Origin of the sequence: Pseudomonas sp. 14P_5.3_Bac1 (genome assembly GCF_025466135.1) — a bacterium.
Taxonomy (GTDB): Bacteria; Pseudomonadota; Gammaproteobacteria; order Pseudomonadales; family Pseudomonadaceae; genus Aquipseudomonas.
This window is the reverse complement of record NZ_JANLOF010000057.1, coordinates 60,157-73,911: the sequence shown is the minus strand read 5'-3', so window position 1 is coordinate 73,911 and position 13,755 is coordinate 60,157. Positions and strand designations below refer to the sequence as shown.

The window sequence follows — 13,755 nt, the reverse complement described above, 5'->3', positions numbered from 1 at the left end:
TGCGGGCAGGGTGTCAAACAATTTGCGCAAATCGCCCAAGTTAACGCAAACCTTTGATTTTGCTTGTGGTCTGCTGCATTGTGCGCCCGGCGTCACGGGTATAAACTTTGCAAACTTTACACAGAGGCCACTAACGGTTCGTTTGGAGCCGTTCAGTCAGCATGAAACCGATTCAGCTGCCCTTGGGTGTGCGTCTGCGTGACGACGCCACCTTTATCAATTACTACCCAGGCGCCAATGCCGCTGCACTCGGCTATGTCGAGCGGCTTTGCGAAGCCGACGCCGGGTGGACTGAAAGCCTGATCTATCTGTGGGGCAAGCACGGCGTGGGGCGTACCCACCTGTTACAGGCGGCGTGCCTGCGCTTCGAGCAAATGGGCGAACCGGCGGTTTACCTGCCGTTGGCGGAGTTGATGGACCGTGGTATCGGCATCTTCGACCACCTGGAGCAATACGAACTGGTGTGCCTGGATGATCTGCAGGCGATTGCCGGCAAGGCGGATTGGGAAGAGGCGCTGTTCCACCTGTTCAATCGGCTGCGTGACAGTGGCCGGCGCCTGTTGATCGCCGCGTCTACCTCGCCGCGTGAATTGCCGGTGAAGCTGGCCGACCTCAAGTCGCGCCTGACCCTGGCGCTGATTTTCCAGATGCGCCCATTGTCCGACGAGGACAAATTGCGTGCCCTGCAATTGCGTGCATCCCGTCGCGGCCTGCACCTTACCGACGAAGTCGGGCATTTTATTCTCACTCGCGGCACCCGCAGCATGAGTGCATTGTTCGATTTGCTCGAACAGCTCGATCAGGCCTCGTTGCAGGCCCAGCGCAAGCTGACCATCCCCTTCCTCAAGGAAACCCTCGGCTGGTAGCCAGCCCTTGTAGTGCGCGGCTTTCGGCAAATTTCAGGCGCCAGAAAACCTGCGTTTGGGCCGCTTTGGCCACGCAAAAGGCGTGTAATGGGTGTTAAGCGGTTAGATGTCATCGTTCAAACAAGAAGTCACATAGATCACGATTGAATTTGCAAATCGATGTGATAGTGGGCATAGTCTCGACTTCTTTACATACCAGCCACGGTCGTGCCCATGCTAAATCGCTTCGCACCCCTCGTGCCTCTCGCACTCGTTACCCTGTTGTTTGGTTGCGCCACCCACACTCAAAACGTGGCTGAGCAGCAAAAACCAGCACAACAGTCCCAGGCAAAATTCGTTGCAACGCAGTCTTCCACTGTTTACGAGGAAGAAGTTGCGACTGAAAAAGAACTCGCCGACTTCGCCGGCAGCAAGCCTTACCAGCTTCCAGTTCTGGCCGACAGCATTCTTGAACGCGGCATGTCCCTGATCGGTACCCGTTACCGTTTCGGCGGTACCTCTGAGGCCGGTTTCGACTGCAGCGGCTTCATCGGCTACCTGTTTCGTGAAGAAGCCGGCATGAACCTGCCTCGCTCGACCCGCGAAATGATCAACGTGGATGCACCGTTGGTCGCACGCAATAACCTCAAGCCCGGTGATCTGCTTTTCTTTAGTACGGCGGGCCGTGGTCGTGTGAGTCACGCCGGTATCTACTTGGGCGATAACCAGTTTATTCACTCCAGCAGCCGTCGCAGTGGTGGTGTGCGCGTCGACAACCTGGGTGACAGCTACTGGAGCAAAACCTTCATCGAAGCCAAGCGCGCACTCGCCATGGCACCGACGACGGTTACCGCTAGTAAGTAAAGTTAAAGTGATACTTGAAGTTTGACGTGTAAGCGCTAGAATCCCTGGATATTGTTGTAATCCGTTCGCGCGAGCTTTGCTTGCGCGTTCTGGTTTTCAGCGTTCGGCAGCGAAAAGCCGCATCCAGACCAGGATTGTTCTGCCCATGTCGACCTCAGCCCGCCTCATTCTTCTTGTTTGCGCCGCGCTCCTCAGCGCCTGCGCAAGCCGTCCACCGCCGCCCGCTCCTGTAGCGGTCAAGCCCAAGCCGGTGTTCAATTACTCCACGCAGAATTTCTCGCCGGCAGCCGAAGACGTGCTCTTTCGTGCGCTGGGTCTGGTCGGCACGCCCTATCGCTGGGGCGGCAATACGCCGGACTCCGGGTTTGATTGCAGCGGCCTGATCGGGTTTGTCTACCGTGACGCCGCGGGCATTAGCCTGCCGCGCACCACCCGTGAATTGATCGTGATGCGTGCCCAGGACGTGAGCGAAAATAACCTGCAGACCGGCGACCTGATCTTCTTCGCCACTGGCGGCGGCTCAAAGGTGAGCCACGCGGGCATCTACGTGGGCGAAGGGCGATTCGTGCATGCACCGCAGACCGGCGGCACGGTGAAGCTGGATACGCTGTCCAAAGCCTATTGGCAAAATGCCTACCTGAGCGCCAAGCGCGTGTTGCCGGCGAGTCTGGCGCGTAACCCGTAAGGCGAGTGCAGATCCCAATGTGGGAGCGGGCAAACCCGCTCCCACATTGGTTTTAGGCTGTACCCGGGATCGGCTATTTGGCTGCCGACACCCGCCACACCTTATTCCCCACGTCATCGGCCACCAGCAAATCTCCCTGCTGATCAATCACCACGCCGACCGGTCGGCCCATGGCTTTCTCATCGCTGTTGAGAAACCCGGTCAGCACATCCACCGGCTGGCCTTTGGGTTGGCCGCCTTCGAATGGCACGAAAATCACTTTGTAGCCACTGTGCGGTTTGCGGTTCCACGACCCGTGCTGGCCGATAAACGCGCCGTTGCTGAACTGCGCCGGCAGTTTGCTGCCCTCGGCGAAGGTCAGGCCCAATGATGCGGTGTGCGGCCCCACGGCATAGTCCGGAGCGATGGCCTTGGCGACCAGGTCCAGGTTCTGCGGTGTGACGCGCACATCCACGTGTTGCCCGTAGTAGCTGAATGGCCAGCCATAAAACGCGCCATCCTTGACCGACGTGATGTAGTCCGGCACCAGGTCGCTGCCGATCTCGTCGCGCTCATTCACCGCCGTCCACAGCTTGCCGCTCTGCGGTTCCCAGGCCATGCCGTTGGGGTTGCGCAGGCCGGAGGCGAAAATCCGGTGCTGGCCTGTGGCGCGGTCGACTTCCCAGATCGCCGCGCGGCCTTCCTCGGCTGCCAGGCCGTTTTCGCCGACGTTGCTGTTGGAGCCAACACTCACGTACAGCTTGCTGCCGTCCTTGCTGGCCACCACGTTTTTCGTCCAGTGGTGGTTGATGCTGCCGCCCGGCAGGTCAACCACCGTGGTGCCGGCGGCCTTGATCGCGGTTTCGCCCGGTTGATAGGGGAAGCGCAGCAGTTTGTCCGAGTCCGCCACGTACAGGTCGTTGCCGACCAGGGTCATGCCGAACGGCGAGTTGAGGTTCTCCAGGAACACGGTGCGGGTCTCGGCCACGCCATCGTGATCGGCATCGCGCAGCAGGGTGATGCGGTTCGGGCTCGGCACGGCTGCACCGGCGCGCCCCATGACCTTCTCCATCACCCAGCCGCGAATGCCCTTGGCATCATCCGGCTTGGGCGGCGCGTTGGTTTCTGCCACCAGCACGTCGCCGTTGGGCAATACATACAACCAGCGCGGGTGATCCAGGCCTTCTGCAAACGCCGCGACCTGAGTGCCGGCGGCGGCCGTAGGCTTCGCGCCATCTGGCCAGCCAATCGCCGGGGCAATGTTTACGGTGGGGATCAGGGTTTTGTTCGGCTCCGGCAGCTTGGGCGAAGGCCCGGTGCCGTCGGACACCTGCAGGGTAGAGCTTTCGCCGCAGGCGGCGAGGGTGCCTGCGAGCATGATCAGTAAGGCAAGTCTGGTTTTATGCATGGTTTTCTCCTTGATACCTGTAAGGGTAGAGGCGTTTGCCGGTCCGATCGTTCAAGTGCAAGGCCGGCTTTAATTGACGCTCCACCCCCAACCCACTAACCTTCGCGGCTTGTTCCAGGTGCTCTGTGACCTGTGGGTCGACAGAGTGAAACAGGGAAGCCGGTGAGTGAGCGCACTTGTACACAGTGCTGCCGCGATTCCGGCGCTGCCCCCGCAACGGTAAATGAGTCAAAACGGTGCCTTTTGCCACTGTATCCGCGTGATATGGGAAGGCGCGCCGTCGGCCTGCTCGCTCGCTGAGCAAGCGCCACTCATGAGTCCGGAGACCGGCCTGGATCATCCAACAGCATCACGGTGGGCGATGCTTGGCTGTCTGTTTGTCTATTTTCCTGCCCGCCGTTTTTTGTCCAGCCCCAACGGAGAGCTGCCATGACCGATTCCCCCGACCGCGACGAACGCCACCTGGCGCGCATGCTGCGCAAAAAAGCCGTGATCGACGAGCGCATCGCCAACTCCCCGAACGAATGCGGCTTGCTGCTGGTATTGACCGGCAACGGCAAAGGCAAAAGCAGCTCGGCGTTTGGCATGCTTGCCCGCGCCATGGGCCACGGCATGCAGTGCGGCGTGGTGCAGTTCATCAAGGGGCGCAACAGCACCGGCGAGGAGCTGTTCTTCCGCCGCTTCCCCGAGCAAGTGCGCTTTCACGTGATGGGCGAAGGCTTTACCTGGGAAACCCAGGACCGTCAGCGCGACATCGCCGCCGCCGAAGCCGCCTGGGCGGTGTCCCGCGCAATGCTGCAAGACCCTTCCATCGGCCTTGTGGTGCTGGATGAACTGAACATCGCCCTCAAGCACGGCTACCTCGACCTGGACCAGGTACTCAGCGACCTGCAAGCCCGCTCGCCCATGCAGCACGTGGTGGTCACTGGCCGTGGCGCCAAGCCTGAGTTGATCGAAATGGGCGACACCGTCACCGAAATGGGCATGCTCAAGCACGCGTTCCAGGCCGGTATCAAGGCACAGAAGGGCGTCGAACTTTGAATCAGCCCCGTCATTGCCCGGCCGTACTGATCGCCGCACCGGCATCCGGCCAGGGCAAAACCACCGTCACCGCCGCGCTCGCCCGTTTGCACCGCAACCTGGGGCGCAAGGTGCGCGTGTTCAAGTGCGGGCCGGACTTTCTCGACCCGATGATTCACGAGCGCGCCAGCGGTGCGCCGGTGTACCAGTTGGACATGTGGATGGTCGGCGAGCAGGAAAGTCGCCGTTTGCTGTGGGAAGCGGCGGGCGAGGCTGACCTGATCCTGATCGAAGGCGTGATGGGCCTGTTCGACGGCACGCCCTCCAGCGCCGACCTGGCGCGGCACTTTGGTGTGCCGGTGCTGGGCGTGATCGACGGCACCGCCATGGCCCAGACCTTTGGCGCGCTGGCCTTGGGCCTGGCGCGTTATCAGCCAGACCTGCCGTTCGCCGGCGTGCTGGCCAACCGCGTTGGCACCCTGCGCCATGCGCAATTGCTTGAAGGCAGCCTCACTGAAGGCCTGCGCTGGTACGGCGCGTTGTCGCGTGAAACCGGCATCGAGTTGCCCAGCCGCCACCTGGGCCTGGTGCAAGCCAGCGAATTGAATGACCTCGATATGCGCCTGGACGCCGCCGCCCAAGCCCTGGGCAGCAGCTGCGAAGTCGCCGTGCCGCCACCGGTGACGTTTGCCGCGCCCGAAGTGATCGAGGCCGAGCCGCTGCTGGCGGGCGTGCGTATCGCCGTGGCCCGCGACGAAGCCTTTGCGTTTACGTACGGTGCAAGCCTTGACCTGCTGCGTGCGATGGGCGCCGAGTTGCGCTTCTTTTCGCCGATTCACGATAGCCAATTGCCTGAGGCCGACAGCCTCTATCTGCCCGGTGGTTATCCGGAATTGCACCACCAGGCGCTGTCGGAAAATACCCCGATGCTTAACGCCATTCGCGCGCATCACGCGGCGGGCAAACCCTTGCTCGCCGAGTGCGGCGGCATGCTCTACCTGCTGGACTCGCTGACCGATGTCGACGGCAACCGTGCCGAATTGGTTGGCCTGCTGCAGGGCGACGCGGTGATGCAAAAGAAGCTGGCGGCGCTGGCTTTGCAAAGTGTCGAGTTGCCGGAAGGCGTGCTGCGCGGCCATACCTATCACCATTCGCTGACCAGCACCGAGTGGCAGCCGATCGCCCGAGGCTTGAGCCCTAACGGCGGGCGTGGTGCCGAAGCGGTTTACAGGCAGGGGCGGATGACGGCTTCCTACGTGCACTTTTACTTCCCCTCCAATCCGGCGGCGGTGGCTGCATTGTTTGCGCCTGGCCCTGAGACCGCTATCGCGGGCAAGCCCGCTCCCACAACTGACCGAGTTGAAACTCAATCCAATGTGGGAGCGGGCTTGCCCGCGATAGGGCCATGACTGACAACGCCTTCCCCGAAGCCGAACGCCAGGCCGTCTACCGCGCCATCGCCGAACGCCGTGACATGCGCCACTTCACCGGCGGCAGCGTGGCCCGCGAGTTGCTGCAACGCCTGCTCCAGGCCGCACACCAGGCGCCCAGCGTCGGCTTGATGCAACCGTGGCGATTCATCCGCATCAGCGACCGCAGTCTGCGCGGCCAAATCCAGCAACTGGTGGAGGAAGAGCGCGTGCGCACCGCCGAGGCCCTGGGCCAGCGCTCCGACGAATTCATGAAGCTCAAGGTCGAAGGCATCCACGACTGCGCCGAAGTGCTGGTGGCTGCGCTGATGGATGATCGCGAGCGCCACATCTTTGGCCGGCGCACCTTGCCGGAAATGGACATGGCCTCGTTATCCTGTGCAATCCAGAACCTGTGGCTGGCCGCCCGCGTCGAAGGCCTTGGGATGGGCTGGGTTTCGTTGTTCGAACCCCAGGCCCTGGCCGACCTGCTGGGGTTGCCGGCGGGTGCAAAGCCCTTGGCCGTGTTGTGCCTGGGCCCGGTGGCCGAGTTCTACCCGGCACCGATGTTGCAACTCGAAGGCTGGACCGAACCACGGCCGCTGAGTGACATGGTGTATGAGAATGTGTGGGGAGTGAGTCAATGAGTGTGGCCTTGCTGTGTGTCGCTGCGGTGGCGCTGGATGCGCTGCTGGGCGAGCCCAGGCGCTGGCATCCGCTGGTGGCGTTCGGCAACTTTGCCGGGCGCATCGAAAAACGTTTCAACAGTGGCGGCCGCGGGTGGCGCAGCCACGGCGTGACCGCATGGTTTATCGCGGTGGTGCCGCTGACGTTGCTGGCCACCGCGCTGTCGTGGGCGCCGTATATCGGCTGGGTGCTGGAGATTCTGGCGCTGTACATGGCGCTGGGCATGCGCAGCCTTGGCGAGCACGTGATTCCCGTCGCCCATGCGTTGCGCAGCGGTGACCTGGATGAAGCGCGTAAACGCGTGAGCTACCTCGTCAGCCGTCAGACCAGCGAACTGGACAGCACCGAAGTCGCGCGCGCCGCGACTGAATCGGTGCTCGAGAACGGCAGCGATGCGGTGTTCGCCGCGCTGTTCTGGTTTGTTGTGGCCGGCGTGCCCGGCGTGGTGCTTTATCGCCTGAGCAATACCCTCGATGCCATGTGGGGTTATCGCAACGAGCGCTTTGAGCGTTTCGGCTGGGCGGCGGCAAAAATCGACGATGCGCTCAACTACATTCCAGCGCGTCTGGTGGCGTTGACCTACGCAGTACTCGGCAAAACCCGCCTGGCGCTTAAATGCTGGCGCACCCAGGCGCCGACTTGGGACAGCCCCAACGCCGGGCCGGTGATGGCGGCGGGTGCGGGCGCTTTGGGTGTTGAATTGGGCGGCGCGGCGATTTATCACGGCGAGCTGCATCAGCGTGCGCAGTTGGGCGAAGGCCCGGCGGCCGATGCCGACGCCATCGACCGTGGCTGGCAACTGGTGCAGCGCGGCGTATGGTTATGGCTGTTGATCCTGTGCGCGGGGGCGCAATTTTATGCTTGAGCACGGTGGCCGGCTGCGCAGGGCAGTGATTCAGTACGGGATTGCCGAGGCGGACTGGCTCGACCTGTCCAGCGGCTTGGCGCCCTGGCCGTGGCCGATTCCCGAGATCCCGCTGCGGGCCTGGGCGCGATTGCCGGAAACCGACGACGGCCTGGAAAAGGCCGCCAGCGAGTACTACGGCGCCGCCCACGTGTTGCCGGTGGCGGGTTCCCAGGCGGCGATCCAGTTGCTGCCGCGCTTGCGCCGCTCCGGCAAGGTCGGCGTGTTGTCGCCGTGTTATGCCGAACACGCCGAAGCCTGGCGCCGCGCCGGTTACGTGGTGCGCGAAGTGCAGGAGCAGGAAGTCGACTTTTTTCTCGACGGCCTCGACGTGCTGGTGGTGGTCAATCCAAATAACCCCACCGGCCTGAGTCTGCCGCCGCAGCGCCTGCTCGACTGGCACTCACGGTTGGCCCAGCGCGGCGGCTGGCTGGTGGTGGACGAAGCGTTTATGGACGTGACCCCGCAATTGAGCCTCGCCAGCCAGGCCCATCAAGTCGGCCTGATTGTGTTGCGCTCATTCGGCAAGTTCTTCGGCCTGGCCGGTGTGCGCCTGGGCTTTGTGCTGGCGGAACGCAAGCTGCTCAAGTTGTTGGCCGAACAGCTCGGCCCGTGGGCAGTCAGTGGGCCGACACGGGTGCTTGGCCAGGTGTGCCTGCGCGATACGGCCGGGCATGCCGAACAGCGTCATCGCTGTATCGAGGCTGGCCAGCGCTTGTTTGCGCTGCTTGAACGCCACGGCTTTGAGCCTAAGGGCGGTTGCGCGTTGTTCCAATGGCTGATCACCCCACACGCCGAACGCCTGCACGAATTCATGGCCCAGCGCGGCATCCTGGTGCGCCTGTTTGTCCACGACAGCAGCCTGCGCTTCGGTCTGCCCGACACGGAGGCCGATTGGTTGCGACTCGATGAGGCCCTGGCCGCTTACAAGGACGCCGCATGAGTACGTTGATGGTGCAAGGCACCACGTCTGACGCCGGTAAAAGTACGCTGGTGACCGCGCTGTGCCGTTGGCTGGTACGCCAAGGCATTGGCGTGGTGCCGTTCAAACCGCAGAACATGGCGCTCAACAGCGCCGTCACCGCTGAGGGCGGCGAGATCGGCCGCGCCCAGGCCGTGCAGGCCCAGGCCGCGAATCTGGCGCCGCACACCGACATGAACCCGGTGCTGCTCAAGCCCAACAGTGACACCGGCTCCCAAGTGATTATCCATGGCCGTGCCGTGACCAGCATGAACGCCGTGGCCTATCACGACTACAAGGCCATCGCGATGCAGGCGGTGCTCGCCTCCCATGCTCGGTTGTGCGAGGCCTACCCGGTGGTGATGGTGGAAGGCGCGGGCTCCCCGGCGGAGATCAACCTGCGCGCCAATGACATTGCCAATATGGGCTTCGCCGAGGCTGTGGATTGCCCGGTGCTGCTGATCGCCGATATCAATCGCGGCGGCGTGTTTGCGCATCTGGTCGGCACCCTCCAATTGCTGTCGCCGACCGAGCAGGCACGGGTCAAAGGCTTCATTATCAATCGCTTTCGCGGTGATATCGCGCTGTTGCAGCCGGGGCTCGATTGGCTCGAAGCGCACACTGGCAAGCCGGTGGTGGGCGTGCTGCCCTACGTGATGGACCTGCACCTGGAAGCCGAAGACGGCATCGACCAGCGCCAGATCGACAAGGCCGCCCAAGTACTCAAAGTGGTGGTGCCGGTGTTGCCGCGCATCAGCAACCACACGGATTTTGACCCGCTGCGTTTGCATCCCCAGGTGGATTTACAGTTTATCGGCCCTGGCCAGGCCATTCCGGCTGCCGACCTGATCATCCTGCCGGGCTCCAAAAGCGTGCGCAGCGATCTGGCCTATTTGCGCGCCAACGGCTGGGACACTGCCGTTGCGCGGCACTTGCGCTATGGCGGCAAGGTGCTGGGGATTTGCGGCGGGTTGCAGATGCTCGGCGAGCAGGTGCATGACCCGCTCGGCCTGGAAGGGTTGGCCGGTTCCAGCGAGGCCCTGGGGTTGCTGGCGTTCAGCACGACGCTGGAACAAGAGAAACAATTGCGCAATGTGCGCGGACGGTTGCTGCTGGAAGATGCCGAAGTCAGTGGTTATGAAATCCATGCGGGCGTGACCGCCGGCAGTGCCCTGTCGAACGCCGCCGTGCTGTTGGATGACGGCCGCAGTGACGGCGCCCTGAGTGAAGACGGTCAGATTCTTGGCACGTATCTGCACGGCGTGTTTGAGACCCCGGCGGCGTGCAGTGCGTTACTGCGCTGGGCCGGGCTGCAGGATGTGCAAGAGGTGGATTACCACGCCCTGCGCGAGCGCGATATTGAGCGCCTGGCGGACCTGGTGGAGCACCACCTGGACACCGAACTGTTGCGCAAGCTATGCGGGATCTGACGGTGTACACCCAATCCCCCAGCAGGCGCCGGCTTGCCTGCGAGGGCGCCCGGCCAGCCAGCCTCGGTTCAGCTGATGCACCTCACCTCAGAAGTATTAGCGGGCTTGCTCGCGAATGGGGTGCTTCAGTGACAAATCGGCCGACTGACACACCGCGTTCACGAGCGAGCCCGCTCCCACACGGGGCAGTGCCCGCCTCACCCTATCAGCCGGCCGACACAGGTGCCTTCCCATGTATCAACTGATCCTCGGTGGCGCCCGTTCCGGCAAGAGCCGCCTCGCCGAAAAGCTGGCGAGTGAGTGTGGCTTGCTTGTCACCTACATCGCCACCAGCCAGCCGCTGGACGGCGAGATGAACGAGCGTGTCGCACTGCATCGCCAGCGCCGTCCCGATCATTGGGGGCTGATCGAAGAACCCATCGAGCTGGCGCGTGTACTGCGCGAAAGCGCCGCCGCCGACCGCTGCCTGCTGGTGGATTGCCTGACCCTGTGGCTCACCAACTTGCTGATGCTGGAGAACCCCGCACGCCTGGCGTTCGAGCGCGATCAACTGCTGCAAACCCTGGCCTCGCTGCCAGGTGAAATCATTTTTGTCAGCAACGAAACCGGAATGGGTGTCGTGCCGCTGGGCGAATTGACTCGCCGCTATGTGGATGAAGCCGGTTGGCTGCATCAAGCCTTGGCCGAGCGGTGTCAGCGTGTGGTCCTGACCGTCGCCGGCCTGTCCCTGACTTTGAAAGGTACTGCGTTATGACTGACTCCTGGTGGCTCAACCCCTGCAAGGCCGTCGACACTTCGGCGCATGAACACGCGCTGGCTCGCCAGCAGCAACTGACCAAGCCAGCCGGCTCGCTCGGCCAGCTCGAAGCCATCGCGGTGCAATTGGCTGGCTTGCAAGGCCAGGTCAAACCAGCGGTGGATCAGGTGTGGATCGCTATCTTCGCCGGTGACCACGGCGTGGTTGCAGAAGGCGTATCGGCATTTCCACAGGAAGTGACCGGCCAGATGTTGCACAACTTTGTCACCGGTGGCGCGGCCATCAGCGTATTGGCGCGGCAGTTGAATGCGCAGCTGGAAGTGGTCGACCTCGGCACCGTCACGCCGTCGTTGGATCTGCCGGGTGTGCGTCATCTGAATATCGGCGCCGGCACGGCCAATTTCGTCAACGGCCCGGCGATGACCGCAGCGCAAGGGCGACTTGCCCTGCAAGCCGGGCGTGACAGTGCGCACCGTGCGTTGCAAAACGGCGCACAGCTGTTTATCGGCGGCGAGATGGGCATCGGCAATACCACCGCCGCCAGCGCCTTGGCGTGCGCGTTGCTCGATTGCCAGGTGAGCGACCTGACCGGCCCGGGCACCGGCTTGAACGCCCAGGGCGTCAGCCACAAAGTGGCGGTGATTGAACGCGCGCTGGCCTTGCATGCGGCGCAACGTGACGACGCGCTGAACACGTTGTTCAACCTGGGTGGTTTCGAAATTGCCGCGTTGGTGGGGGCTTATCTGGCCTGCGCCCAGGAAGGCATCGTGGTGCTGGTGGACGGGTTTATCTGCACGGTCGCGGCGCTGGTGGCTACACGCCTGAATCCGGCGTGCCGTGAGTGGTTGGTGTTCGGCCACCGCGGCGCTGAGCCCGGTCATCGTCATGTGCTGCACAGCCTCGACGCGCAACCGCTGCTGGAACTGGGTCTGCGTCTGGGTGAGGGCAGCGGTGCGGCGCTGGCGGTGCCGTTGTTGCGCCTGGCGTGCGCGCTGCACGGGCAGATGGCGACGTTCGCCGAAGCCGCCGTGGCAGACCGCCCGGCATGACCTTGCACCTGGACCTGCTGCGCCACGGCGAAACCGAGCTGGGCGGCGGCCTGCGCGGCAGCCTGGACGACGCGCTCACCGCCAAAGGCTGGGAGCAGATGCGCGCCGCCGTGGCGGAGCAGGGGCCGTGGGACCGGTTGGTCAGTTCGCCACTGCAACGCTGCGCGCTGTTCGCCCACGAGCTGGGCGCACGGCTTGGGGTGCCGGTGAGCCTGGAAAAGGATCTGCAGGAGCTGCACTTCGGCGCCTGGGAAGGGCAGAGCGCAGCGGCGCTGATGCAAACCGATGCCGAAGGATTGGGCCGGTTCTGGGCCGATCCCTACAGCTTTACACCGCCTGAAGGCGAGCGCGTCAGCGACTTTTCTGCACGCGTTCTCGGCGCCGTCTCACGTTTGCATCAGGCATATGCCGCACAGCGCGTGCTGTTGATCAGCCACGGTGGCGTGATGCGGCTGCTGCTGGCGCAGGCGCGCGGTTTGCCGCGTGAGCAGCTACTGAATGTCGAAGTCGGCCACGGTGGGCTGTTCAGCCTGCAGGTGACGGCCGACGGTCTGCTGAAGGAAGGAGTCTGAGGATGCTGGCGTTCTGGATCGCCCTGCAATTTCTCAGCAGCCTGCCGATTCGTCTGCCCGGCATGCCGCAGCCTCAGGAATTGGGGCGTTCGTTGCTGTTTTACCCGGTGGTAGGGTTGCTGTTCGGGCTGCTGTTGTGGGCCCTGAACACCGCCCTGATGGGCGCACCGTTATTGCTGCATGCGGCGCTGGTGCTGACAGCCTGGGTGTTGCTCAGTGGCGGCTTGCATCTGGACGGGCTGGCGGACAGCGCCGATGCCTGGCTCGGCGGCTTTGGCGACCGCGAGCGCACGCTGACTATCATGAAAGACCCGCGCAGCGGGCCGATTGCCGTGGTCACCCTGGGGCTGGTGTTGTTGCTCAAATTCACCGCACTGGTGGCCTTGATCGAGCAGCACAACGGCGCGGCGCTGATTCTGGCGCCGCTGATCGGGCGCGCTTCGATGCTGGCGCTGTTCCTTACCACGCGCTACGTGCGTGCAGGCGGTTTGGGCCAGGCACTGTCGGATCATTTACCCAGGATCGTCGGCCAACAGGTACTGGTCCTCAGCGGTCTGGCCTGTGTGCTGATCGGCGGTTTCAGTGGCGGGATCGCTGTTTTACTCGCTGCGCTGTGCTTTATCGGGCTGCGTCAGTTGATGGTCAACCGGCTGGGTGGCACCACGGGTGACACGGCCGGCGCATTGTTGGAGTTGCTGGAAGTCGCGGTTTTGGTCGGCCTGGCGCTGTAACGCTTTCTTGCATTTTCATAATCGCGGGTATATACACGCTCCATGCTTGCCTCCCAATGTTTATGCACCAACCTGCGACGTGCCGCCCGTGGCGTCAGCAGGCATTACGACGGCGCTCTCGACGGCTTCGGGATCAACGTTGCCCAGTATTCTTTGCTGTGTAACCTGCAGCGCCTCGATCAACCGAGCATTTCCAGCCTGGCCGAAGCCATGGGCCTGGACCGCAGTACCCTGGGGCGCAACCTGCGGGTATTGGAGGGCGAGGGTTTGGTGCAGTTGGTCGAGGGCGATGACCTGCGTAACCGCTTGGTGGTGTTGACCGTCGCCGGCGAAGAACGCCTGGCTGCCGCGTTGCCGGCTTGGGAGGCGGCGCAGCAGAAATTGATAGATCAGTTGGGCGCCGAAAAGCGCGAAACCTTGTTGGCCTTGCTGGACGAACTCGCCTGAGCGCGGG

The 13,755-nt window shown here is 63.2% G+C and carries 15 protein-coding genes and 1 riboswitch; of the genes, 14 read left to right on the top strand and 1 reads right to left on the bottom strand.

All coding sequences use genetic code 11. The features are described 5' to 3' along the window. Window positions 1–161 precede the first annotated feature (161 nt). The 3 genes from hda to NTD89_RS14215 all read left to right on the top strand — a co-directional run bounded on the left by hda (window position 162) and on the right by NTD89_RS14215 (window position 2,394). A complete protein-coding gene (hda, locus tag NTD89_RS14225; RefSeq protein WP_017134884.1) occupies window positions 162–866 on the top strand; it encodes a DnaA regulatory inactivator Hda in 705 nt (234 codons plus the stop codon). 213 nt (window positions 867–1,079) lie between these two features. Next, the gene (locus tag NTD89_RS14220) at window positions 1,080–1,709 is read left to right on the top strand and encodes a C40 family peptidase (RefSeq protein WP_106576408.1); all 630 of its coding nucleotides are present in this window, start codon (window positions 1,080–1,082) and stop codon (window positions 1,707–1,709) included. 145 nt (window positions 1,710–1,854) lie between these two features. Then, window positions 1,855–2,394, top strand: a complete 540-nt coding sequence (locus NTD89_RS14215) for a C40 family peptidase (protein WP_145158957.1) — start codon at window positions 1,855–1,857, stop codon at window positions 2,392–2,394. Window positions 2,395–2,467: 73 nt separating this feature from the next. On the opposite strand, the gene NTD89_RS14210 is transcribed toward NTD89_RS14215, so the two are convergent. Beyond that, window positions 2,468–3,781, bottom strand: coding sequence for a PQQ-dependent sugar dehydrogenase (locus tag NTD89_RS14210; protein ID WP_262208305.1), 1,314 nt, complete (start codon window positions 3,779–3,781; stop codon window positions 2,468–2,470). Window positions 3,782–3,880: 99 nt separating this feature from the next. After that, window positions 3,881–4,131, top strand: a riboswitch (cobalamin riboswitch). A 79-nt stretch (window positions 4,132–4,210) separates the two neighbouring features. Between NTD89_RS14210 and cobO the strand changes: the two genes are divergently transcribed. From cobO to NTD89_RS14155, 11 genes are all read left to right on the top strand, one after another. After that, window positions 4,211–4,822, top strand: a complete 612-nt coding sequence (gene cobO, locus NTD89_RS14205; protein WP_262208303.1) for a cob(I)yrinic acid a,c-diamide adenosyltransferase — start codon at window positions 4,211–4,213, stop codon at window positions 4,820–4,822. Further along, entirely contained in the window at window positions 4,819–6,210 is a 1,392-nt protein-coding gene (locus NTD89_RS14200; protein WP_262208302.1) for a cobyrinate a,c-diamide synthase, read from the top strand. The genes cobO and NTD89_RS14200 overlap by 4 nt, the downstream gene beginning before the upstream one ends. After that, a complete protein-coding gene (gene bluB, locus NTD89_RS14195; protein WP_262208301.1) occupies window positions 6,207–6,857 on the top strand; it encodes a 5,6-dimethylbenzimidazole synthase in 651 nt (216 codons plus the stop codon). The genes NTD89_RS14200 and bluB overlap by 4 nt, the downstream gene beginning before the upstream one ends. Then, complete coding sequence (cbiB, locus tag NTD89_RS14190; protein ID WP_262208300.1) at window positions 6,854–7,762, top strand: adenosylcobinamide-phosphate synthase CbiB; 909 nt, start codon at window positions 6,854–6,856, stop codon at window positions 7,760–7,762. The genes bluB and cbiB overlap by 4 nt, the downstream gene beginning before the upstream one ends. Beyond that, on the top strand, window positions 7,755–8,744 hold the full coding sequence (gene cobD, locus NTD89_RS14185; RefSeq protein ID WP_262208298.1) for a threonine-phosphate decarboxylase CobD: 990 nt from the start codon (window positions 7,755–7,757) through the stop codon (window positions 8,742–8,744). The genes cbiB and cobD overlap by 8 nt, the downstream gene beginning before the upstream one ends. Further along, window positions 8,741–10,192, top strand: a complete 1,452-nt coding sequence (locus tag NTD89_RS14180; RefSeq protein WP_262208297.1) for a cobyric acid synthase — start codon at window positions 8,741–8,743, stop codon at window positions 10,190–10,192. The genes cobD and NTD89_RS14180 overlap by 4 nt, the downstream gene beginning before the upstream one ends. 232 nt (window positions 10,193–10,424) lie before the next feature. Next, complete coding sequence (gene cobU / locus NTD89_RS14175; protein ID WP_262208295.1) at window positions 10,425–10,946, top strand: bifunctional adenosylcobinamide kinase/adenosylcobinamide-phosphate guanylyltransferase; 522 nt, start codon at window positions 10,425–10,427, stop codon at window positions 10,944–10,946. Next, the gene (gene cobT, locus NTD89_RS14170) at window positions 10,943–11,998 is read left to right on the top strand and encodes a nicotinate-nucleotide--dimethylbenzimidazole phosphoribosyltransferase (protein ID WP_262208294.1); all 1,056 of its coding nucleotides are present in this window, start codon (window positions 10,943–10,945) and stop codon (window positions 11,996–11,998) included. Before cobU ends, cobT begins: the two co-directional genes overlap by 4 nt. After that, window positions 11,995–12,570, top strand: a complete 576-nt coding sequence (gene cobC / locus NTD89_RS14165) for an alpha-ribazole phosphatase family protein (RefSeq protein ID WP_262208293.1) — start codon at window positions 11,995–11,997, stop codon at window positions 12,568–12,570. Before cobT ends, cobC begins: the two co-directional genes overlap by 4 nt. A gap of 2 nt (window positions 12,571–12,572) precedes the next feature. After that, window positions 12,573–13,301, top strand: a complete 729-nt coding sequence (locus NTD89_RS14160; protein WP_262208292.1) for an adenosylcobinamide-GDP ribazoletransferase — start codon at window positions 12,573–12,575, stop codon at window positions 13,299–13,301. A 42-nt stretch (window positions 13,302–13,343) separates the two neighbouring features. Continuing rightward, window positions 13,344–13,748: a MarR family winged helix-turn-helix transcriptional regulator gene (locus tag NTD89_RS14155; RefSeq protein WP_106576421.1), complete on the top strand. Its 405-nt coding sequence runs from the start codon at window positions 13,344–13,346 to the stop codon at window positions 13,746–13,748. The last annotated feature ends 7 nt before the right edge of the window (window positions 13,749–13,755 follow it).

Coding starts and splice junctions, on each gene's coding strand:
- hda (WP_017134884.1), top strand. CDS start 162: ATGAAACCGATTCAGCTGCCCTTGGGTGTGCGTCTGCGTGACGACGCC.
- NTD89_RS14220 (WP_106576408.1), top strand. CDS start 1,080: ATGCTAAATCGCTTCGCACCCCTCGTGCCTCTCGCACTCGTTACCCTG.
- NTD89_RS14215 (WP_145158957.1), top strand. CDS start 1,855: ATGTCGACCTCAGCCCGCCTCATTCTTCTTGTTTGCGCCGCGCTCCTC.
- NTD89_RS14210 (WP_262208305.1), bottom strand. CDS start 3,781: ATGCATAAAACCAGACTTGCCTTACTGATCATGCTCGCAGGCACCCTC.
- cobO (WP_262208303.1), top strand. CDS start 4,211: ATGACCGATTCCCCCGACCGCGACGAACGCCACCTGGCGCGCATGCTG.
- bluB (WP_262208301.1), top strand. CDS start 6,207: ATGACTGACAACGCCTTCCCCGAAGCCGAACGCCAGGCCGTCTACCGC.
- cbiB (WP_262208300.1), top strand. CDS start 6,854: ATGAGTGTGGCCTTGCTGTGTGTCGCTGCGGTGGCGCTGGATGCGCTG.
- cobD (WP_262208298.1), top strand. CDS start 7,755: ATGCTTGAGCACGGTGGCCGGCTGCGCAGGGCAGTGATTCAGTACGGG.
- NTD89_RS14180 (WP_262208297.1), top strand. CDS start 8,741: ATGAGTACGTTGATGGTGCAAGGCACCACGTCTGACGCCGGTAAAAGT.
- cobU (WP_262208295.1), top strand. CDS start 10,425: ATGTATCAACTGATCCTCGGTGGCGCCCGTTCCGGCAAGAGCCGCCTC.
- cobT (WP_262208294.1), top strand. CDS start 10,943: ATGACTGACTCCTGGTGGCTCAACCCCTGCAAGGCCGTCGACACTTCG.
- cobC (WP_262208293.1), top strand. CDS start 11,995: ATGACCTTGCACCTGGACCTGCTGCGCCACGGCGAAACCGAGCTGGGC.
- NTD89_RS14160 (WP_262208292.1), top strand. CDS start 12,573: ATGCTGGCGTTCTGGATCGCCCTGCAATTTCTCAGCAGCCTGCCGATT.
- NTD89_RS14155 (WP_106576421.1), top strand. CDS start 13,344: ATGCTTGCCTCCCAATGTTTATGCACCAACCTGCGACGTGCCGCCCGT.